The following is a 21,191-nucleotide window of genomic DNA, read 5'->3' as shown; positions in this document are numbered from 1 at the left end:
TATCAATGCCTAAATCCCGACCAAGGGCCCTATTCTGCCGCTCCCGAACAACCGCTCTTCGTTCGCCGTCGTACCTTTGCGGCGGCCCCATAATCTTTTAGCGGGTCAGGCGGTTACATACCGTCACTACTCCCACCACGCCTGCCCCGATGATAGTTGAACCCGGCCCGCTGCTCGCGGCGATAGACTCGCCCAACGACCTCAAAAAGCTTGCTCCTGAGCAATTAGTCCAGCTGAGCACCGAGCTGCGCGAGTTTATCATCGATTCGGTGAGCATCTATGGTGGCCACTTCGGCGCCTCGCTGGGCGTGGTCGAGTTGAGCGTGGCCCTGCACTACGTATTCAATACGCCCTACGACCAGCTGGTGTGGGACGTGGGCCACCAGGCTTACGGCCACAAAATCCTCACCGGCCGCCGCGACAAGTTTCCCACCAACCGCCGCTACCACGGCATGTCGGGCTTCCCCAAGCGCAGCGAAAGCGAGTACGACGCCTTTGGCGTGGGCCACAGCAGCACCAGCATCGGGGCGGCGCTGGGCATGGCCGTGGCGTCGGATTACAAGGGCGAGAAAGACCGGCAGCATATCGCCGTGATTGGCGACGGCGCCATGACGGCCGGCATGGCCTTCGAGGCCCTCAACCACGCCGGCGTGGCCAATTCCAACCTGCTGGTTATCCTCAATGATAACTGCATGAGCATTGACCCCAACGTGGGCGCGCTCAAGGAATACCTCACCGACATCACCACCTCCCGCACCTATAACAAGGTGCGCGACGAGCTGTGGAACGTTCTCGGCAAGCTCTCGAAATTCGGCCCCAATCCTCAGCAGATTGCCCGCAAGGTGGAGGCGGCCATGAAGGCCACCCTGCTCAAGCAAAGCAACCTGTTCGAGGCCCTGAAATTCCGCTATTTCGGCCCCGTGGATGGCCACGACGTGCAGCACCTCGTCACCATCCTCAACGACCTCAAAACCATTCCTGGCCCGAAGCTGCTGCACTGCGTGACGGTGAAAGGCAAAGGCTACGCGCTGGCCGAGAAGGACCAGACGCTGTGGCACGCGCCGGGCTTGTTCGACAAAATCACGGGCGAGATTTATAAGAAAACGCCCGAGAAGCCCCAGCCCCCCAAGTACCAGGACGTGTTCGGCCACACGCTGGTGGAACTGGCCGAGGCCAACGACAAGGTGATGGGCGTGACGCCGGCCATGCCCTCGGGCTCGTCGCTGAACATCATGATGGAAGCCATGCCCGACCGCGCCTTCGACGTGGGCATTGCCGAGCAGCACGCCGTTACGTTCTCGGCCGGTCTGGCCACGCAGGGCCTCATTCCGTTCTGCAACATCTACTCCTCGTTTATGCAGCGGGGCTACGACCAGGTGGTGCACGACGTGGCCCTGCAAAACCTGCACGTGGTGTTCTGCCTCGACCGCGCCGGCTTTGCGGGCGCCGACGGCCCCACCCACCACGGCTGCTACGACCTGGCCTACATGCGCTGCATCCCCAACATTGTGGTGGCCGCCCCCATGAACGAGCAGGAGCTGCGCAACCTGATGTACACCGCCACCCTGTCCGAAAACGCCGGCCCCTTCAGCATCCGCTACCCGCGCGGCGAGGGCGTGATGCCGCAGTGGCGCACGCCGCTGCAGCGCCTGGCCATCGGCACAGGCCGCGTGGTGCGCGAGGGCGAGGAAGGCGGCGTGGCCATCCTCAGCATCGGCCACATCGGCAACTACGCCGTGAAAGCCACCGAAACGCTGCTGGCTGAGGGCCTCGACGCGGGCCACTATGACATGCGCTTTTGCAAGCCGCTGGACGAGGAAATGCTGCGCGACATCGCCCGCCGCTACCGCGCCATCGTGACCGTGGAAGATGGCTGCCTGCCCGGCGGCTTTGGCTCGGCCGTGCTCGAATTCCTCACCGACCACGGCTTCCACCTGCCGGTGCGCCGCCTCGGCATTCCCGACCGTGTGGTGGAGCATGGCACCCAGGACGAGCTCTACAAAGAGTGCGGCTTCGACGCCGCCGGCATTGCCGCCGCCGTGCGCGAGCTCAGCGCCAAGGTGGGGAATCAAGTATTGCAATCATTGGTTTAAGCCACAGCCTCGCCATTTCCTTTTCAACCGAAGCAGGCGTAGTCGCCTGTCTTTGAGGCAATCCGATTTTACCAATCTTATTAGCGCTATGCGATTTATCACTGTTTTGGCCCCGGCGTTGCTGGTGGGCGCCTTGGCCACGGGCTGTGGCAAAGACGCGCCTACCCCAGCCCCTACGCCCGAAGTATCCACTATCAAGGTAACGGTTTCCGAAGCCGGCGCCCCCGATTACGAACTTCGGGAAGCCCGCGTCGTTGATGCTACCTACCAGACGGGTGCCCCTCGTCTGACCCTTTCCGGCAAGCTTAGCAACGGCAAAACGTTGTTATTGCGTTTCACGAAGGGTACTGCCACTGCCAGCGCAGCCACGAATGCCCTAAGCAGCAGCCTGGACGGGGAAACCGGAACCAACACCACCGGCACCACGGCCTACGACACCCAAACCCGCGTCGTCAGCGGCCAATTCCGCACCACGTTTACCGGCGTGGGCGAGGTAGTGGGCTCGTTCCCGGTCATTCAGCTGTAGGCCTACCGCCACTACACACCGAACCAAAAGAAGCCCCTGTAGCGCCTGCTGCGGGGGCTTCTTTGTGTTTGATGCTTAGCGGTAGCAGTAAGCATTGCCATACCGATGTGGAACGCCGCCAAAACCATTTGCTGGCATGGGTTGTCTTCTCCTGCGCTCGCAGCGGGCCATCCCGGCCGTGGCGCGCTTCACTTACAACCCCGAACCCATGTCAACCTACAATCCCACCTTCGCCCTCGGCGGCGACCTCACCGTGAACCGCCTCGGCTACGGTGCCATGCGCATCACCGGCGACGGCATCTGGGGCCCGCCCCGCGACCATGCCGAATCCATCCGCGTGCTGCGGCGCGCCGTGGAACTCGGCGTCACCTTCATCGACACGGCCGATAGCTACGGGCCCAACGTGTCGGAAGAACTGATTGCCGAAGCCCTGCACCCGTACCCGGCCGGCCTCGTTATCGGCACCAAGGGCGGCCTGCTGCGCACCGGCCCCAACGAGTGGCCCATCGACGCCAGCCCCAAGCACCTCGAAGAGGCCCTGCACGGCAGCCTCAAGCGGCTGAAGCTGGAGCAGATTGACTTGTACCAGCTCCACCGCGTCGACCCGCAGGTGCCGTTTGAGCAGACGCTGGAGTTTTTGCAGAAGGCCCAGCAACAGGGCTTCATCAAGCACATTGGCTTGTCGGAAGTCAGCGTCGAGCAGATTAAGCAGGCGCAGGAATACGTGAAAGTCGTGTCGGTGCAGAACAAGTACAGCGTGGATAACCGCCAGTGGGAAGCCGAGCTGGCTTACACCCGCGAGCAGGGCATAGCCTTCATTCCGTGGTACCCGCTGGCCGGCGGCAACGCCCAGGCCCTGGCCGCCCTCGAAACCACGGCGCAGAAGCACGGCGCCACTACCCAACAAATAGCGCTGAGCTGGCTGCTGCACCACTCGCCCAACATTCTGCTCATCCCCGGTACTTCGAAAGTGAAGCACCTGGAGGAAAACATGAAAACGGCCGACATTCAGCTCTCGGCCGAAGACCTGGCGGCACTGGACGCCATTGGGGCCGCCTAATTTCATTCGGCGAAATTCCTTTCAAAAAGCCCCTGCGACACAAGTCGCAGGGGCTTTTCTAGCGTCTAGCTGCGGGCATTTTAGTTGCTTATAAACCTGGCTGCCGCGCAACGCCCAATCGGAAGCCCCTGCGCATTTTGTGAAAATGGGCGGCGACTGCCTATATTGCACAATCGATTGTGTAAACCCGTCCGGTTACGCTCGTGGCTGCCCATCTTCTCACCTTTATATTCCCAACTGTTACCGATGATTTCACTTCGCCGTTCTGGGCTGCTGGCCGTAACATTGCCCGGCCTGCTGTTGCTGGCCGCCTGCGGGTCTAACCAATCTGCCGAGCAAAATTCCACCTCAGTGTCGTCGGCCCCGGCCGATTCAGCCCAAACGAAATCCACCGCCATGCCTACCTCCGCCTCCTTTGGCAAAACCACCGACGGCACCGAAGTGCAGCTCTTCACCCTCGCCAACGCCAACGGCGTAAAAGCCACCATCACCAACTACGGCGGCACGCTCACCAGTCTGCTCGTGCCGGACAAGGACGGGAAGATGGGCGACGTCATTCTGGGTTTCGACAACGTGAGCGGCTACCAGAGCCCCGAGTTTTTGAAAGCTGGCCCCTACTTCGGCGCTTTAATTGGCCGCTACGGCAACCGCATCAAGGGTGGTAAATTTGCCCTCGAAGGCAAGGAATATACCCTAGCCAAAAACAACGGCCCGAACTCGCTGCACGGCGGCTTGAAAGGTTTCGATAAAGTGGTGTGGCAGGCAGAGCCCGGCTCCTCCGCCGACGGTCAGAGCCTGAAGCTGACCTACGCGAGCAAGGACGGCGAGGAAGGCTACCCCGGCACCCTGACCGTGGCCGTGGTGTACACCCTCACCAACGACAACGCCCTGAAAATCGACTACACGGCCACCACCGACAAGGCCACGGTGCTCAATCTCACCAACCATGCCTACTTCAACCTGAACCACGGTGCCGGCAAGGACGTGCTAAACCACGAAGTGACCCTGCCCGCCGACCGCTACACCGTGGTGGACGCTACCCTGATTCCGACCGGCGAGCTGAAGCCGGTGAAGGGCACGCCCTTCGACTTCACCACGCCCCACGCCATCGGCGAGCGCATCGCGCAGGTGCCCGGCGGCTACGACCACAACTGGGTGCTGAACACCGCCACCGGCGAGCACGCCGCGGCCACCGTGTATGACCCCGCCACCGGCCGCACCCTGGAGGTGACCACCGACCAGCCCGGTATTCAGTTCTACACCGGCAACTTCCTCGACGGCACCTTGAAAGGCAAGGGCGGCACTGTGTACGGCAAGCACGCCGGCTTCTGCCTCGAAACCCAGCACTTCCCCGACTCGCCCAACCAGCCCAAGTTCCCCAGCACCGAGCTGAAGCCGGGCGAAACCTACCACACCGTGAGCACTTACAAATTCGGGGTGCGGAAGTAAAAAATCAGGTGCCGTTCTGGCGCGGCGCCTCACCCCCTGCCCCCCTCTCCTTTTGGGAGAGGGGGGCAGGGGGTGAGGCGCCCACCAGCACAACGACCAAGACGACTTAAAAACAATTAACCTATTCCCGTGGAACAAACCACTACCCCCGCCTACGTCATCGGCGTCGATTACGGCACCGACTCCGTGCGCGCCGTGCTCATCGACGCCCGCACCGGCGCCGAACAGGCCCAGGCCGTGCACAACTACGCCCGCTGGAAAACGCTGCAGTACTGCAACCCGGCCAAAAACCAGTTTCGCCAGCACCCGCTCGACTACATCGAAGGGCTTGAGGCCGTGGTGCGCCGCGTGGCGCAGGCCGTGCCCGTCGACCAGATAAAGGGTCTTGCCGTGGACACCACCGGGAGCACACCCGGCCCGGTGAATGCTGACGGTGTGGCCTTGGGCCTCCTGCCCGAATTTGCCGACAATCCCAATGCCCAGTTCGTGCTTTGGAAAGACCACACCGCCCTGGCCGAAGCGGCCGAAATCAACCACAAAGCCCGCACCTGGGGCGGCGAGGACTACACCAAGTTTGAGGGTGGCATCTACTCCTCGGAATGGTTTTGGGCCAAAATAGCCCACGTGGTGCGCGAGGACGCCGCCGTGGCCCAAGCCGCGCACTCCTGGATGGAGCACTGCGACTGGATAACGCTGCTGCTCACCGGCGGCGAACTGGCCAGCTTCAAGCGCAGCCGCTGCGCCGCCGGCCACAAGGCCATGTGGCACGAGAGCTGGGATGGCCTGCCCTCGGAGGAGTTTTTGGTGCACCTCGAACCAAAACTGGCCGGTTTACGCAATCGATTATTCACCGAAACCTACACCGCCGACGAGGTGGCTGGCCACCTCTCCGACGAGTGGGCCCAGCGCCTGGGCCTGAGCACCGATACAGTGGTGGCGGTGGGCTCGTTCGACGCCCACGCCGGCGCTGTGGCGGGCGAAATCGAAGCCTATTCCATGGTGAAGGTGATGGGCACGAGTACCTGCGACATCGTGGTGGCACCCACTTCCGAAGTGGGCGCCCACCTCGTGGCCGGCATCTGCGGGCAGGTAGATGGCTCCGTGATTCCGGGCATGCTGGGGCTGGAAGCTGGGCAATCGGCCTTCGGCGACCTGCTGGCCTGGTTCCGTCAGATGCTGGAGTGGCCCCTGCAACAAGTGCTGCCGCATTCCAAAGTGCTCACGCCGGAGCTGCAGGCGGCCCTACGCGAGGAAATGAGCGACACGCTGCTGGTGAAGCTCAGCGAAGCCGCCGCGGCCGTTGACCCCGCAGAGTCGCACGTGCTGGCCCTGGACTGGGTGAACGGCCGCCGCACGCCCGACGCCAACCAGGCCCTGAAAGGCGCCCTGATGAACCTGACCATGGGCACGAGCGCGCCCCAGGTCTTCCGGGCATTGGTGGAGGCCATTTGCTACGGCTCGAAGCAGATTGTGGAGCGGTTTGAGCAGGAAGGCATTGCCATTAAGCAGGTCATCGGCATCGGCGGCGTGGCCAAGAAGTCGCAGTTTGTGATGCAGACGCTGGCCGACGTGCTCGACCGGCCCATTCGCATTGCGGTGTCGGAGCAGGCGCCGGCGCTGGGCGCGGCCATGTACGCGGCCGTGGCCGCCGGCCTGCACGCCGACGTGCTCACGGCCCAGAAGGCCATGGGCAACGGCTTTGCCGAAACCTACACGCCCAACCCCGCCCGCGTGGCCGACTATGCCGCCCGCTACGCGCAGTACCAGGCCTTCGGCAAATACGTGGAGGCCGCCACCGTGGGCCAGCCCGACGAGCCCGTTATGGAAACCGAAATGCCCGCCATCACCACCGCATGAGCCAATACCAGGACCTGAAACAGGCGTGCTACGACGCCAATATGCAGCTGCCCAAGCTCGGGCTGGTGCTCTTCACCTTCGGCAACGCCAGCGTGGTGGACCGCGACAAGCGCGTGTTCGCCATCAAGCCCAGCGGCGTGCCCTACGAGTTGCTCAAGCCGGAAGACATTGTTGTTCTCGACTTCGCCAACAACGTGCTGGAAGGAGAGAAGCGGCCGTCTTCGGACACCAAAACCCACGCCGTGCTCTACAGCCACTGGGACCACATCGGCGGCATCGTGCACACGCACAGCACCTACGCCACGGCCTGGGCCCAGGCCCAGCTCGACATTCCCATCCTTGGCACCACCCACGCCGACCACCTCACCGCCGACATTCCCTGCGCCCCGCCCATGGAAGACGCCATGATTGCCGGCGACTACGAGCACCAGACCGGCTGGCAGATTCTCAACGAGTTCCAGCGCCGCGGCCTCTCGCCCAGCGAAGTGGAAATGGTGCTGCTGGCCAATCACGCCCCCTTCACCTGGGGCAAAACTGTGGACAAAGCCGTGTACAACAGCGCCGTGCTGGAGGAAGTGGCCCGCATGGCCTACCTCAGCTGCACGCTGCGCCCGGAGGTGCCGCGGTTGAAAGATGCGCTGATTCGCAAGCACTACGAGCGCAAGCACGGCGCCAATTCCTACTACGGACAGTCGTAACGTAGCGTGGACTCTGCGAGTCCGCGCATCACCCGGCCTACTTATTAACATACCTGCGCGGACTCGCAGAGTCCACGCTACAAGCCAAAATTCATGATTGACATTTCGCACTACGAAGCCTGGTTCATCACCGGCACCCAGCACCTCTACGGCCCCGAAACCCTGGAAGAAGTGGCCCGCCACTCGCAGGAAATTGCGGAGGCGCTGGGCTCAAAGCTGCCCGTTAAAATCGTATACAAGCCCATCCTGAAAACGCCGCAGGAGATTTACAAGCTCATGCAGGAAGCCAACCAGGCCGAAAACTGCGTAGGTTTGATTGCCTGGATGCACACGTTTTCCCCCGCCAAAATGTGGATAAACGGGTTGAAAATCCTGCAGAAGCCGCTGGCGCACCTGCACACCCAGTTCAACCGCGACATTCCGTGGGCCGACATCGACATGGACTTCATGAACACCAACCAATCGGCGCACGGCGACCGGGAGTTTGGCTTCATCGGGGCCCGCATGCGGCTGAAGCGCAAGGTGGTGGTGGGCCACTGGCAGAGCGCTGCCGTGCAAGAAAGCCTCAGCATCTGGAGCCGCGTGGCCTGCGCCTGGGCCGACTGGCAGGGCGCCAAGTTCGTGCGCTTCGGCGACAACATGCGCTACGTGGCCGTGACCGAAGGCGACAAGGTGGAGGCCGAAATCAAGTTCGGCTACGAGGTGAACACCTACGGCATCGGCGACTTGGTGGCGGTGGTGAACGAGGTAAGCGACGCGCAGATTGACGAGCTGCTGGCTGCCTACGAGCAGGAATACGAGCTGGCCGATGACCTGAAAGCTGGCGGTGCCCAGCGCGAGAGCCTGCGCGAAGCCGCCCGCATCGAGGCCGGTATGCGCAAATTCCTGCAGGACAAGGGCGCCAAGGGCTTCACCGATACCTTTGAGGACCTGCACGGCATGGCCCAGCTGCCCGGCATTGCCACCCAGCGGCTCATGGCCGAGGGCTACGGCTTCGGTGGCGAAGGCGACTGGAAAACCTCGGCCCTGGTACGCGCCATGAAGGTGATGGGCGCCGGCCTGCCCGGCGGCAACTCCTTTATGGAAGACTACACCTACCATTTCGAGCCCGGCAATGAACAGGTGCTCGGCTCGCACATGCTGGAAATCTGCCCGAGCATTGCCGAAGGCAAGGTGAAAGTGGAAGTGCACCCGCTGGGCATCGGCGGCAAGGCCGACCCGGCCCGTCTGGTGTTCAACTGCCCCGCTGGCCCGGCCCTGAACGCCACCATCGTGGACCTCGGCAACCGCTTCCGCCTGATTGTGAACGAGGTGGAAGCCGTGCTGCCCGCCGCCGACCTGCCCAAGCTGCCCGTGGCCCGCGTGCTCTGGAAAGTGCAGCCCAGCCTGGCCGTGGGCGCGGCCGCCTGGATTCTGGCCGGCGGTGCCCACCACACCGGCTACAGCCAGAACCTGACCGCCGAATACCTCGAAGACTTCGCCGAAATGGCTGGCATCGAGTACGTCATCATCGACGCCGATACCAAGCTGCGGACTTTCAAAAACGAGCTGCGCTATAACGAAGTCGCCTTTGGTGGCCGCTAGGCGCCAGGTCTGATTAAATGAAAAAAGGAACGTCCCGCTGAACTTGGTTCAGCGGGACGTTCCTTTTTGCGTCTGTTTCCAGCGCTACCTACAGCGCCAGCGCCGCGAGCATAGCTTTCAGGCCAGCTTCCGCGTCGTTGCCGAGGTTCACGCGCAGGGTGCGGCGGCCGTTGTCGTGCAGGGCCTGCAGGTCGCCCAGGGCCTGGGCATTTTTGAAGGTGCCGAAGGTGTAGGAGCGGCCCGGCAGCGGCAGGTCCTGCGGGTTATCGTTGGTGAACTGTACGAACAGACCCGTGTTGGGGCCGCCCTTGTGGTACTGGCCGGTGCTGTGCAGGAAGCGCGGGCCGTAGCCCGAGGTAGTGGCCAGATGCAGGGCCTTCTGCACGCGCTGACGCAGCTCCAGCAGGCTGGCGCTCACGGCGGGCGTTTCGGTGAGGTAGGCTTGCAGGCACATGTAGTCGCCGGGCTGGGCCTGGGCGAAGAAGGCCTTGAGTACGCCGGAAGCGCCCTCGCCGTGGGCAGCGGTGTAGTAGTCCACACTGTTCTCGCTGGCGGCGGGCTTCTCGCCCTCGGGCAGCTTGCCGTCGGCTTCCACGGCCTTCATCAGCTTGTCGGTGGCAGTTTTGGCCGCCTGCACGTTGGGCTGGTCGAAGGGATTAATCTGGAAGACGGCGCTGGCTACGGCCGTGGCCACTTCCCAGCGGTAGAACTCCTGGCCGAGGTCGAAGGCGTCCCTCATCAGCAGCGTGATGACGGGGTGGCCGGCCTGCGCCAGGGCCTGCAGCTTGCTGGTGTTGGCCTCATCAGCCTGGCCTTTGTAGCCCACGTACACAAACACCCGGTCGTTGCCGTAGATGCTCGGGTCGCCCAGCGGCTCGCCGGCCACGGGCAGAATGCCTTTGCCTTCCTTACCAGTGCTTTCGGCCAGCAGCTGCTCCAGCCACAGGCCCAGGTCGTGCAGTGCGTCGGGCACTACCAGCGTGAGCTTGTCGCGGCCTTGCTCGGCCAGCACGCCGAGGGCAGCGCCCAGCTCCAGGCCGGGGTTTTTTTCGGTGGGGCCGTAGGCGCCGCAAGCGCGCATCATCAGGATAGCGCGCTCCAGGATTTCGCCTACGGGCAGGCCATACAGCGCGGCCGGCACCAGGCCGAAGTAGGTGAGGGCCGAGAAGCGGCCGCCCACCTCGGGGAAGTTGAGGAAGATGCGGCGGTACTTGGCCTCCGTAGCGTCGGTCACGAACTTGGAGCCCGGGTCGGTGATGGCCACAAAGTTTTCACCGGCTTTGTCGCCCTTGATTTCTTTGACTTTGGCGTAGAAATAGTCGCCAAAAGCCAGCGGCTCGGCCGTAGTGCCCGATTTGCTGGCTACGATGAACAGCGTCTCGGCCAGCGGAATCGAGGCCTCAATCTCGCGCACCGTGCCGGGGTCGGTGGTGTCGAGCACCGACATGGGCAGGCCTTTTTCGCCCTGCTCAAACGAGGCCTTGAACACGATGGGAGCCATGGTGCTGCCGCCCATGCCCATCACCACCACGTGCTTGAAGCCGGCGGCGTGCACCTCGTTCACGAAGGTTTCGATTTCGGGCACGCGGCCCACCATCGTCTCGGCTACGCGCAGCCAGCCCATGTAGCTGCGGATGCTGTGCTGCCCAGCCTCGTCGCTGGTCCACAGGTCGGCCTTCTTGTCCCAGAAGCCGTGCACAAAATTGTTGTCCTGGAACTTCTTGATTTGCGCATCGATGTCGGCCTGGTACTGGCCCAGCTCGAACTTGGCATCGTCTACCTGCTCGGCCACGGCCAGTTCGCGCTTCTTGTCGATGGACTCCATCAGCTTAGCGAAGGGCTCCTTGAATTTTTTGGCACCGTCGTCTTCCAGGAATTGGGTGCGCTCGTCGAGGTCGATGCCCAGCTTGGGTAGGGCGGCCAACACTTCTTTCACCTGGTCGAGGTTGTCTTCGAGGGTGACGGTGGCTTTGCCTTCTTTGCCAAACAGGTCGAGGGTTTCGACCGGCACGGTGTTCACCGTTTTCGGGCCGATAAGGCCGTTCACGTACTTCAGGTTGTCGTACTTGGGGTTTTTGTTGCCGGTGCTGGCCCACAGCAGGCGCTGGCTTTCGGCGCCTTGGGCCTTGAGGGCTTCCCAACGCGGACCTGAGAATATTTCCTTGTACATCTGGTAGGCCTGCTTGGCGCTGGCCAAGGCCACTTCGCCCACCAGGCTTTCAGCGAGTTTGGCGTTCTCGCCACCTTCGGCCGCGATTTTTTCCAGCACAGGGTCAATCAGCACGTCGATGCGGCTCAGGAAGAAGCTGGCCACCGAGTCGATGCGCGCCAGCGGCTTGCCAGCGGCGGCGCGGTCTTCGAGGCCCGAGAGAAAGGCTTCGGTCACGAGGCGGTAGCGCTCCAGACCGAAAATCAGGGTTACGTTCACGTTCACGCCCTCCGCAATGAGGCGGCGGATGGCGGGCAGGCCCTCCAGGGTGGCCGGTACTTTTATCATCACGTTGGGGCGGTCCACGGTTTTCCAAAGGCGCAGGCCTTCTTCGATGGTGCCCTCGGTGTCGTTCACCAGTTCCGGCGATACTTCGAGGCTCACGTAGCCGTCCGAGCTGTTGTCGGCGCTGTCGTAGAGCGGGCGGAACAGGTCGGTGGCGGCCTGCACATCGGCTACGGCCAGCGCGGTGTAGATTTCGTCGGTGGTTTTGCCTTGCAGGGCCAGCGCCTTGATGGCCGAGTCGTAGTCGGTGGACTCGCCGATGGATTTGGCAAAAATGGCCGGGTTCGAGGTCACGCCGCGTAGCGCTTCATTTTGAATGCGGTGCTGCAGTTTGCCGTCAATCAGAATCGGGCGGCTGATGAAGTCCAGCCACAGGCTTTGGTCGAGCGGCCGGATGTCGAGAAGAGGGTTCATAAAGGTGCGGTTGGGTTAGTGCGCCAAAGGTCAGGAAAGACAGCCTTGGTTTCAAGCTATACGGGTATAAATGCAGAAAGCCGGGATAAAAGTCGGGATAAAAAAGAACGTCAGGCAGAGCGCAGCGAAGCACCTTTACCGCTTTATCTGTCATCCTGAGCGCAGCGAAGGACCTTCTCACGCCTGCGCCATTTGTTAATTACTGCAAACTTTTTCTGACGTGATAAGGTCCTTCGCTACGCTCAGGATGACAGGAGGTGTGCAGTTGAAGTAGCTTTACAGGCAATTGTTTCCGTTGCGCCGCTTGCCAATGGCCGCCCGTCGCCCCCGCCCTGTTGCTTCGTCCGAAGCCGTCCGCCCCGTTTCCATGGCCGATTTAGCCCGGGAGCTGGGTGTGTCCATGACCACCATTTCGCGGGCTTTGAGCGACCACCACAGCATTGGGCCGGTCACCAAGCAGGCCGTGCTCAAGCTGGCCAAAAAGCTCAATTACCAGCCCAACCACCTGGCCGCCGCTCTGCGCAAGGGCCGCAGCAAGATGTTGGGCGTGATGGTGCCCTACATCGAAGGCCGTTTTTTTGCCTCGGTGGTGCACGGCATCGAAACCGCGGCCAGCCGGGCTGGCTACAGCATCATCATCTGCCAGTCGAGCGAGGACGTGGCCCAGGAGCGGCGCAACATCGAAACGCTGCTCAGCGCCCAAGTGGCGGGCATTCTGGTGTCGGTGTCGCGCACCACGCTCGACTTCCGCCACTTCGAGAAAGTGCGCAAACACGGCGTGCCGCTGGTGTTTTTCGACCGCGTGCTCGAAGGCGAGAACATCAATTCGGTGGTGCTCAACGACCAGAAAGGCGCTTACCTGGCCACCCGCCACCTGCTGGCGCAGGGCTGCCGCCGCATTGCGCACCTGGCCGGCCCGCAGCACCTCAACATCTACAAAAACCGCCGCTTCGGCTACCTCGAAGCGTTGGAAAGCTATAATCTTCAACCCGACGACAGCCTGATAGTGGAGTGCGACATGAGCGTGGACGGCGGTCAGGCCGCCACGGCCCAACTGCTGGCCCTGCCCACTCCTCCCGATGCCGTGTTCTCGGCCGGCGACTCGGCCGCGCTGGGCGCCCTGCAGCTGCTCAAAAGCCGCGGTGTGCGCGTGCCCGAGGACGTGGCGCTCGTCGGCTTCAGCAACGAGGCCCTGACCCTGGTGGCCGAGCCCAACATCACGTCGGTAGACCAGCGTTGCGAGGAAATGGGCCAGGCCACTTTCCGCCTCTTTACGGAGCTGGTGGAAGCCGGCAGCACGACGCTGACACAGCGGCAGGTGGTGCTGCAGCCGCAGCTGTTCGAGCGGGCTTCGTCGCTGCACCTGTCCCCAAAGTAGCGCCGCGATGCGCAGCCCGGCGCCCGACGCTACTTTTGCCGCATGACGCCCGCTTCCATCCCGCCCACCATCGTTTTCCTCCACGGTTTTGCCGAAAGCCGCGAGGTCTGGACCGACTTCATCCGCCCCTTTCCCGAAGAATACCGGCTGCTGACGCCCAACCTGCCCGGCCACGGCACCAACTTGGCGCCCGTGCCCGACTTCTCGATGGAGGCGCAGGCCCGCCACGTCATCGACTACCTCAACCAAAAGGGCTGCCCCGAGCCGGTGATGCTGGTGTGCCACAGCATGGGCGGCTACGTGGCCCTGGCCCTGGCCGAGCGCTGGCCCCAGCGCGTGGCCGGCCTGGCCTTCATCAATTCCACCGCCTTGGCCGACACCGACGAGAAGCGCCAGAACCGTGAAAAGAACATCGGCTTCGTGGAAAAATACGGCGTGGCCAAGTTCATGGAATCGTTTGTGCGGCCGCTTTTTGCGCCGATTAACCGCGACAAGCTCACTGATGCCCGCGGCCTGCTCGAAGAAATCGGCAAGGCCACGCCGGCCAGCACCATCACCGGCGCGCTGCGCGGCATGGCTGCCCGGCCCGACCGCACCGCCGTGCTCAGCAAAGCCACCTACCCGGTGCTGATGGTGGCCGGCAAGCACGACGTAGCCGTGCATTTCGACGACGCCGTGCGCCAGGCCGCGCTGCCGGCCATCGGCTCAGCCCTGTTTCTGGAAGGCAGCGGGCACCTCTCGTACCTGGAGCAGCCCGAACCCACGCGCCGCGCGGTGCTGGCGCTGGCCGAAGCCGTGTTTGGGCGGTAGGTGGTGGGTTTGTGGAATAGTGGGTTGGTGGAGCAAGGGAATAGAAAGAACGTCATGCCGAGCGCAGCCGAGGCATCTCGCGCGCAATAGCAATAGTAAACCCTGTCAATTGGATTACTACCGCACGCGAGATGCCTCGGCTGCGCTCGGCATGACCTTTTTTAACATCCACCAATCCACCACCTCACCACTTTTACACCAGCCCCGGCAGGCGCTCGAAGCCGGTGCCAAGGATAGCCGTGTCATCGGCCCCCAGCCAGTCTTTGAGCACGCTGGCGTAGATGCTACGGAAATCGACCTGGTGGCGCAGGTCGCCCTGGTCGAGGTTGGCGAGGTCGGGAGCGTCGTTGAGGACGCCTTTTTTCTGGAGGGCGCCGCCGGCCAGGAACAGGTTGTTGGCCGTGCCGTGGTCGGTGCCGTTGCTGGCGTTCTGGCCCACGCGGCGGCCGAACTCGCTGAACACCAGCACCAGCGTGTTGTTCCACTGGTCGTGCTGGCGCAGGTCGTCGGCCAGGGCGGCCAAGCCGTTGCCGAGGTCCGTGAACAAGCGCTGCTGCTGCTCGTGCTGCCGCACGTGGGTATCGAAGCCTGACAAAGCCAGGTAGTACACCCGCGACTCCACGCCGGAGTTAATCAGCTCGGCGGTGGTTTTCAGGTTTTTGCCGAAGTCCGAATTCGGATAAGTGACACTCGATTTATAAATCTTCGACTTGTCATACAGGTAGTCAGCCGAGGACGCGGTTTCGGCCAGCGTCTTGTAGAGGTAGTCCACCTGGTCCTGGTGCTGGGGCGCGGCCTCTTTGCTCACCTTCGAGAGCAAGCGGTTCTGGGTGATTTGGTGGAATTTATCGGGCGTTTTCAGGGCCAGGCCCTTGCGCCGGGCACCCTTCATGGCCAGGCTCAGCGTGTCGTCGATTTCGAGGGCGTTGTAAGGCCGCTGGCAATCAGGGCAGTTCGAATCGAGGTAGCGGCCGAGCCAGCCGGTGCTCACTACCTGGTCGGAGCCCGAGCCCGACTGCCAGATGTCCATCGAGCGGAAGTGCGAGCGGTCAGGATTGGGGTAGCCCACGGCGTTTAGCACCGCCAGCTCGCCTTGGTCATACAGCCCTTTCAAGCCCTTCAGCGCTGGGTGCAGGCCCAGGTCCTTGTCCATGTCCAGAATACCCTCCGTTTCCTTGATGCCCAGCGTGGGCCGGGCCTTATAGTACAGGTCGTTTTTGTAAGGAATGACGGTGTTCAGCCCATCGTTGCCGCCGCTGAGCTGCACCACGATGAGGCGCCGGGCCCCCACGGCGTCGCGCAGTTGCGCCAGGCCCGGCCCCCGGTCCAGGGCGTGCAGAAACTTGGGTACCAGCAGCAGCGTGCTGGCCAGGGCGGAGTTGCGGAGGAATTCGCGGCGGGTGGTAAGCATGAGTTTGTTTCAGGAGAAAGGAAAGTTGGAAAGGGAGAAAACTTCCCTCCTTGATAAAGAAAGGAATTACGCCAGCTGATACTCCGGCAAACTCAGCAAGCTCACCAGCGTGGCGCGCAGGGCCTCGGCCGGTTCTTTCTGAGCAGCAGCCTGCTGCACCAGCTGCAGATTCTCGGGCCGGATGCTGGCTTGCAGCAAAAAGGCGCTGAGCTTCTCGGGCTGCTGGGCGGCGGGCGTGGCACCCAGCAACTGCTGCAAAGGCGCCAGCGGCAGGTGGGCGCCCGCACCGGGCCGCACGGTGCGCTCGGCCTTGCTCAAGTTGGGGGCGATGTCGTTGTCGTCCTGCTTGAGGGCCACCGCAAACTCGGCGTTTTTAAAGAGAATGGCCGGCAACTGCAGGCGCAGCAGCAGCGACGACGAATCTATCCAGTTGCGGCCGCCGGGCCAGCCGGCCACGTTCGGCGGCTGAAACAAATTCTGGCCCAGCGCGCGCTGGTAGCCTAGTAGCGGCTGGCTGTTGTCAACCTTTACGTTCAGCGTGCGGCGGATACCGGCCAGCAGCTCCACCGGGCTTTTGATGTGGGTGCCCACGTTGGCCGGCTCATAAAACCAATCGGCCGAAAACAGGCGTTCCATCAAATCGGCCAAGTCGTAGCCGCTTTTGCGGAAGGCCACGGCCAGCGGCTCGATGTGCGCCGGATTGGGCACCTCATTCACAAAGAAGCGGTAGATTTTCGTGACCAGAAACGTGGCTGCCGCCGGTTGGGCCATGAGGTGCGTCAGCACGTCTTCGCCGGTCAGGTTGCCGGTTTTGCCAAGGAAGGTTTTCGGGCCCGCATCATGCTCCCGCTCCCGGAACTTGAAGCGGTTTTGGTAGTCGTAGCCCCAGCCGGTGAAGGCGCGGGCGGCTTCCTTCACGTCGTTCTCGGAGTAGTTGCCGCGGCCCAGCGTGAAAAGCTCCATCACCTCGCGGGCGAAGTTTTCGTTGGGGTGCTCCTTGCGGTTTTGCTGGTTATTGAGGAACTGCAGCATGGCCGGCTCCTGGCTCACGGCCAGCAGCAGGTCGGGGAATTTGCCCAGCGCGTGCTGGCGCATGGCGTTGTGCAGGCTCAGGGCCGCATCGGGCTGGCGCACACGGCAGGCAAAGTGCCCGTGCCAGAACAGCACCATCTTCTCGCGCAGCTGGGCCGGCGAGGTGGCCATGCGCTCCATCCAGGCCGTGCTCATGTTGTTGAAGGCGTCGCGGATGCCCGCGTTCTGCATCTTGCGCTGCTCGGGCGTGAGGGCAGCGCGGCGCAGGCGCGGCACCCCCGCCGCAATGGTGCCGCCCCGAAATACCGCCCGCGGGCGCATGGTGGCTACCGGTGCGGTCGGGGCACCGGGCGGCGCGGGCTGGTCGGGCGTGGTCACCATGCCGTTGGGCACGGGGTTGGTTTTGATGGAGGCCGGGTCCGTCATGGCCATGCCCTGCGGGTCGGTATAGTTGAGGGCCGGGCCCACCAAGGGCTCGTACTTCTCCGAATCGTTCAGCAGCTGGCGCAGGGCCTTGCGCGGGCTGAGGCTGGCGGCCACATCTTGCGGGCGCGGGCCGAAGCCGGCGCGCCAGTACAGGTGCTGGAGTTGCTGGGCGCTGTTCATATAGGTAAGATACGAAACAGCGGCAGGGGTTTAACGCGGGTGGTGTTAGAGGTCGTCTGTCATTGCGAGCGCAGCGCGGCAATCCGTCCTGGTCTCAGCGACTAACCTCTTAATGTGACAAGGTAGTTGCTTTGACACTCAAGCCAAACAAAAAGCCCCCGCACTGTGCAGCGCCGGGGCTTTCTGGTAAAAGGGCGTATCTGGTCATGACAGGACGGATTGCCGCGCTTCGCTCGCAATGACAGGCGGTGCTGGCGGCGCAAGTAGACGTTAAAACCGTGCGCCCAGCACCACGGTCTTCTTAAACTCGCGCTTCTCGCCGCCGCTGGGGCGGAACAGCTCTACCAACAGAATGTAGTAGCCCACGGCGGCCTTGTGCCCTTTGTCATCAATGCCGTCCCACTGCAGGAAGCCGGTGGTGGGCAGGGTTTCGTTGCGCACAAGGCGGCGCGTGAGGCGGCCCAGGGCGTCGTACACCGTCACGGTAGCGGCATAGCCGGGCTGGTCGAGGTGGTAGTTGAGGGTGGCAAAATCCTGCTGGCCGTCGTCGTCGGGCGTGAAGACTTCGGGCAGCACGGTCCATTCCTGGTCGCCGCCTAGGGCGTCCTGGGCCTGCGAGTTGGGCCGGCCCGGCGTGGCGTAGCCCACCGCGCTGGCCGCCGAGTGGAAGTTGCTGCCGTTGCTCAGCCCCGCCGCCCGGATGCGCTCCAGTGACACGCCTTCCTGCGAGGCCAGCAGGCTCAGGTGCAGTGCCTTGGAATACGCCAGCCGGTCAATGGTTTGGTTACGGTCGTTGAGTAGGTTCACCGTATCGGGGTCGGAAAACGTCGGCAAGCTGCTTACCTGGAATAAATTGGCTAGGTCGTGGCTGGTGGGGTACTGGGTCTGAATGTTGGCCACGTCGGGGGTGAAAGCCAGCAACTGCCCGGGGGCCAGCACCAACGGGTCGGTGGTAATGGGGGTGGCGGTGGCGCGGCCGTTTACGCGCCCGCGGATGAACTGCCAGCCCTGCAAACTCAGGAATTTTGAGCTGCGGTTCAGCACTTCCACAAAGCGCACCGAGCCGCTCCGCGGGTTAAACAGCAATTCGTTTATCACCACGTCGCCGCTCGCTGCCGCCTCAGGCAGGGCCAGCGCGGCCGACTGCAGCGGGCCGCTGGCGTTGCCCACGCAGTCGGTGGCCGTTTGCACGGTGAGGGTGGTGGGGCGGCTGGGCGTGAGGGCGGCGGCCAGCGTCAGGTCTACCTGCCGGAAATCGGGGGCCACGGGGGCGGCGCGCGTCACGGCGGGGCCGGGGGCGGCCAGGGCGTAGCGGGCAGGGTTGGCGGCGGCGGCGCTGTCCAGCTTTTCCGAGAAATAAGCCCGCACGGTGGTGGCGTCCAGGGCCAGGGCGCGCAGCAGGGTGGGGGCGGTGGCATCGGCGTTAGCGGCGCGCACCGAGTTCACCTTGCCGGGGGTGCCGCCCAGCGGGTTGGTGCTGGCCGTCCAGTTGCTGGCGCCGGCGCAGGGGTTGCTCGTGTCCAGCATCTCCAGGCTCCAGCCACCGAGCTTTTTGTTGGCGTCGCGGTACCACGTATCGGAATACGCGACTTCGAAAAGCACGCGCCCGTCGCGCCCGCGCAGCAGCAGCTGGTCGCTGCCGTTGCTCAGGGCCGGGAAGCTGGTCAGCCCAAACACCCGCGGGGCGTTGGTGGTCGAAGCAAAAAACTGGTTGAAGAGCGTGACGGCCGACGTGCCGCACACCACGGCGTACTCGCCCGGGCGCAGTACCGCCCCCGCCGGAAACACCGCCGCCGAAGAGGCACCGGGCTTGAGCAGGCGCACGCCCCCGAGGTCGAGCAGCGTGGCGGTGGGGTTGAATATCTCCACAAACTCAGCTTTCGGCAGCCCCACGGGTGGGTCTTCGTCGGCCATGATTTCGGTGATTAGCAGCTGATTGAACCGCGGCGCCACCGGCGGGCCGTAGTACGTGAACGAGGCCGACGTCACCGGCCCGGTGCCGTTGCCCACGCAGTCGGTGGCGCGCTGCACGGCCACGGTGGTGGCCTGGTTGATGGGCAGCGAGGCAGCCAGCGTCAGCTCCACGGTGCGGAAATCGTAGGGCAGCACGGTGGCGCGCTGCACAGCCACGGCCGGCTGCAGGGTGTAGAGGGCGGCATTGCCCATGAGGGTGCTGTCGAGCTTTTCGCCAAACGTAAGGCGCACCGTGGTGGCGCTGCTGGCCGTGGCGCTGAGCAGGGCCGGTGCCGTGCGGTCGGGGTTGTTGGCGGCCACCGAGTTGCGGCGGCCGGGGGTGGCGCCGGTGGGGTCGAGGCTGGCCGTCCAGTTCTGCCCGTCGGCGCAGGGCTGGCCGGTGTCAATCATTTCCAGGCTCCAGCCGCCGGCGCGCTTCGTCGCGTCCGGGTACCAGGTGTCGGAATACGACACTTCGAACACGGCCCGGCCCTGGCGGTTGCGCAGCAGCAGCTGGTCGCCGGCGTTGAGCAGGGTGGGAAAGTTGGTCAGCCCGAATACTTTGCCCGAGCCGGCAAACTGGCTGGCGCGGGTGCTGCCGCACACCACGGCGTATTCGCCGGGCTGCAGCACCGCCCCCGTCGGAAACACGGCCGCCGTGGCCGTGCTGCTGGTGCGCGAGAGGCGCACGCCGGTCAGGTCCAGTACGTTGGCCGTGGGGTTGTAAATCTCAATGAATTCCGAGGCGTAGGTGGCCGGCGGCGACCCGGCGGGCGCGGTTTCGTTGGCGTATATCTCGCTGATGAGCAGCTGGTGATAGCCAGGAGCCACGGTGGGGGCCACGGTGGTGAAGCCCAGCGTGAGCGGCCCGGTGGCCACGTTGCCGTAGAGGTCGGCCACATTGCGCGCTTCCAGGGTGTTGGCGCCGGTGGGCAGCGCAGCCGCAAAAGTCAGGCGAAACAGGCCGGCGTCGGTGGCGCTGCGCACGGCCGTGATGGGCGAGACGCCATTGCCCAGGCGGAAATTGGTGGCGGCCGTGCTAGCGGCCACGGGCTCGTTGAACAGCACGTCGAGCTGGTTGGCGCCGGCCACCACCACGTCGCTCAGCTGCGGGGGCGTGTTGTCGGTGACGGCAAAGTCATCAAAGTAAAAGTTGCGGCCGTTGGCCGACGAATACAGCAGCAGCACGCCCAGGTACTGGCTGCGCTGGTAGGTGGCGTCGGTGCCTGTACCTTCTGGCACGAAGGTGCGCCCGCCAGCGAGGTCGCGCTCCAGGGTCCATACGTTGTTGGGGCTGCGGGTCACGCGCACACGCGTAATGCTGGCCGTGCTGGCGGTAGTAGTGGTAGGCAAGGTCCCATCCGCGCCGTCCACCACGTAAACCGGGTTGCCGGTGGCGTCTTTACGGAACAGCGACACCTCATCGTTGGAGCCGCCCAGGCGCACGAAGTAGCCGCGGTTGCCGGTGGCCTTCAGGTCGGCCTGCTCCGACATGAGCCACACATCGGCCAGATTGCCACTGGAAGTGGCCAGGCGCAGGTTAACCCAAAACTCCCAGGTGGTGCCCGTGGTAGCCTGCGATGGCGTCACGAGTTGGAGTTGGGTGCCCGTCACGGCCGGGCCGTTGCTTTGCAGCTGCTGCGTCGTGACCTGGAAGCTGGCCACGTCGCCGGTCCAAGCGGGGTTAGCGGTGAAGTTTCCGTCGCTGAAATCATCGCTGAGCTGGGCGTGAGCGAAGACGGGAAGTAGAAGGAGCAGCAGTAAAAGGTGTTTCATTAAAGCCAAACGGGGGGATGACAAAAGACAGCCAGACGTCGGAACTGCAA

13 protein-coding genes are annotated in these 21,191 nt (G+C 63.6%); 9 read left to right on the top strand and 4 right to left on the bottom strand.

Features of this window, described 5'->3' with window-relative positions:
- Positions 1-149 precede the first annotated feature (149 nt).
- The 7 genes from dxs (at position 150) to araA (ending at position 9,267) form a co-directional block, all read left to right on the top strand.
- Positions 150-2,093 carry a 1-deoxy-D-xylulose-5-phosphate synthase gene (gene dxs / locus MTP16_RS05070; protein ID WP_243516464.1) on the top strand — a complete coding sequence of 648 codons (1,944 nt, stop codon included), beginning with the start codon at positions 150-152 and terminating at the stop codon, positions 2,091-2,093.
- A gap of 88 nt (positions 2,094-2,181) precedes the next feature.
- A complete protein-coding gene (locus MTP16_RS05065; protein ID WP_243516461.1) occupies positions 2,182-2,619 on the top strand; it encodes a hypothetical protein in 438 nt (145 codons plus the stop codon).
- Between the two features lie 208 nt (positions 2,620-2,827).
- Positions 2,828-3,679, top strand: a complete 852-nt coding sequence (locus MTP16_RS05060) for an aldo/keto reductase (RefSeq protein WP_243519979.1) — start codon at positions 2,828-2,830, stop codon at positions 3,677-3,679.
- Between the two features lie 246 nt (positions 3,680-3,925).
- Positions 3,926-5,128: an aldose epimerase family protein gene (locus tag MTP16_RS05055; protein ID WP_380286576.1), complete on the top strand. Its 1,203-nt coding sequence runs from the start codon at positions 3,926-3,928 to the stop codon at positions 5,126-5,128.
- Between the two features lie 129 nt (positions 5,129-5,257).
- Positions 5,258-6,985: a ribulokinase gene (locus MTP16_RS05050; protein ID WP_243516459.1), complete on the top strand. Its 1,728-nt coding sequence runs from the start codon at positions 5,258-5,260 to the stop codon at positions 6,983-6,985.
- Positions 6,982-7,683 (top strand): L-ribulose-5-phosphate 4-epimerase, encoded by a 702-nt coding sequence (locus MTP16_RS05045; RefSeq protein WP_243516456.1) that lies wholly within the window; start codon positions 6,982-6,984, stop codon positions 7,681-7,683. Before MTP16_RS05050 ends, MTP16_RS05045 begins: the two co-directional genes overlap by 4 nt.
- Positions 7,684-7,776: 93 nt before the next feature.
- Positions 7,777-9,267, top strand: coding sequence for an L-arabinose isomerase (gene araA / locus MTP16_RS05040; RefSeq protein WP_243516454.1), 1,491 nt, complete (start codon positions 7,777-7,779; stop codon positions 9,265-9,267).
- Between the two features lie 88 nt (positions 9,268-9,355).
- On the opposite strand, the gene MTP16_RS05035 is transcribed toward araA, so the two are convergent.
- Positions 9,356-12,175 carry a bifunctional transaldolase/phosoglucose isomerase gene (locus MTP16_RS05035; RefSeq protein WP_243516452.1) on the bottom strand — a complete coding sequence of 940 codons (2,820 nt, stop codon included), beginning with the start codon at positions 12,173-12,175 and terminating at the stop codon, positions 9,356-9,358.
- Between the two features lie 367 nt (positions 12,176-12,542).
- Here MTP16_RS05035 and MTP16_RS05030 point away from each other — a divergent pair, with 367 nt between their 5' ends.
- Positions 12,543-13,553 carry a LacI family DNA-binding transcriptional regulator gene (locus tag MTP16_RS05030; protein WP_243516450.1) on the top strand — a complete coding sequence of 337 codons (1,011 nt, stop codon included), beginning with the start codon at positions 12,543-12,545 and terminating at the stop codon, positions 13,551-13,553.
- A gap of 42 nt (positions 13,554-13,595) precedes the next feature.
- Positions 13,596-14,363: an alpha/beta fold hydrolase gene (locus MTP16_RS05025; protein WP_243516448.1), complete on the top strand. Its 768-nt coding sequence runs from the start codon at positions 13,596-13,598 to the stop codon at positions 14,361-14,363.
- 193 nt (positions 14,364-14,556) lie between these two features.
- On the opposite strand, the gene MTP16_RS05020 is transcribed toward MTP16_RS05025, so the two are convergent.
- The 3 genes from MTP16_RS05020 to MTP16_RS05010 all read right to left on the bottom strand — a co-directional run bounded on the left by MTP16_RS05020 (position 14,557) and on the right by MTP16_RS05010 (position 21,141).
- Positions 14,557-15,774 (bottom strand): DUF1501 domain-containing protein, encoded by a 1,218-nt coding sequence (locus tag MTP16_RS05020; protein WP_243516445.1) that lies wholly within the window; start codon positions 15,772-15,774, stop codon positions 14,557-14,559.
- Positions 15,775-15,840: 66 nt separating this feature from the next.
- Entirely contained in the window at positions 15,841-17,412 is a 1,572-nt protein-coding gene (locus MTP16_RS05015; protein WP_243516443.1) for a DUF1800 domain-containing protein, read from the bottom strand.
- Between the two features lie 270 nt (positions 17,413-17,682).
- Positions 17,683-21,141, bottom strand: coding sequence for a lamin tail domain-containing protein (locus MTP16_RS05010; protein WP_243516441.1), 3,459 nt, complete (start codon positions 21,139-21,141; stop codon positions 17,683-17,685).
- Between the last annotated feature and the right edge of the window lie 50 nt (positions 21,142-21,191).

The organism is Hymenobacter monticola (assembly GCF_022811645.1).
Lineage (GTDB): Bacteria > Bacteroidota > Bacteroidia > Cytophagales > Hymenobacteraceae > Hymenobacter > Hymenobacter monticola.
Note: the sequence above shows the minus strand (reverse complement) of the source record. Positions and strands in the feature narration are given on the sequence as shown.

Bases quoted from the DNA above. Each gene is read 5' to 3' on its own strand.
- dxs (WP_243516464.1), top strand. From the start codon at position 150: ATGATAGTTGAACCCGGCCCGCTGCTCGCGGCGATAGACTCGCCCAAC.
- MTP16_RS05065 (WP_243516461.1), top strand. From the start codon at position 2,182: ATGCGATTTATCACTGTTTTGGCCCCGGCGTTGCTGGTGGGCGCCTTG.
- MTP16_RS05060 (WP_243519979.1), top strand. From the start codon at position 2,828: ATGTCAACCTACAATCCCACCTTCGCCCTCGGCGGCGACCTCACCGTG.
- MTP16_RS05055 (WP_380286576.1), top strand. From the start codon at position 3,926: ATGATTTCACTTCGCCGTTCTGGGCTGCTGGCCGTAACATTGCCCGGC.
- MTP16_RS05045 (WP_243516456.1), top strand. From the start codon at position 6,982: ATGAGCCAATACCAGGACCTGAAACAGGCGTGCTACGACGCCAATATG.
- araA (WP_243516454.1), top strand. From the start codon at position 7,777: ATGATTGACATTTCGCACTACGAAGCCTGGTTCATCACCGGCACCCAG.
- MTP16_RS05035 (WP_243516452.1), bottom strand. From the start codon at position 12,175: ATGAACCCTCTTCTCGACATCCGGCCGCTCGACCAAAGCCTGTGGCTG.
- MTP16_RS05030 (WP_243516450.1), top strand. From the start codon at position 12,543: ATGGCCGATTTAGCCCGGGAGCTGGGTGTGTCCATGACCACCATTTCG.
- MTP16_RS05025 (WP_243516448.1), top strand. From the start codon at position 13,596: ATGACGCCCGCTTCCATCCCGCCCACCATCGTTTTCCTCCACGGTTTT.
- MTP16_RS05020 (WP_243516445.1), bottom strand. From the start codon at position 15,774: ATGCTTACCACCCGCCGCGAATTCCTCCGCAACTCCGCCCTGGCCAGC.
- MTP16_RS05015 (WP_243516443.1), bottom strand. From the start codon at position 17,412: ATGAACAGCGCCCAGCAACTCCAGCACCTGTACTGGCGCGCCGGCTTC.
- MTP16_RS05010 (WP_243516441.1), bottom strand. From the start codon at position 21,141: ATGAAACACCTTTTACTGCTGCTCCTTCTACTTCCCGTCTTCGCTCAC.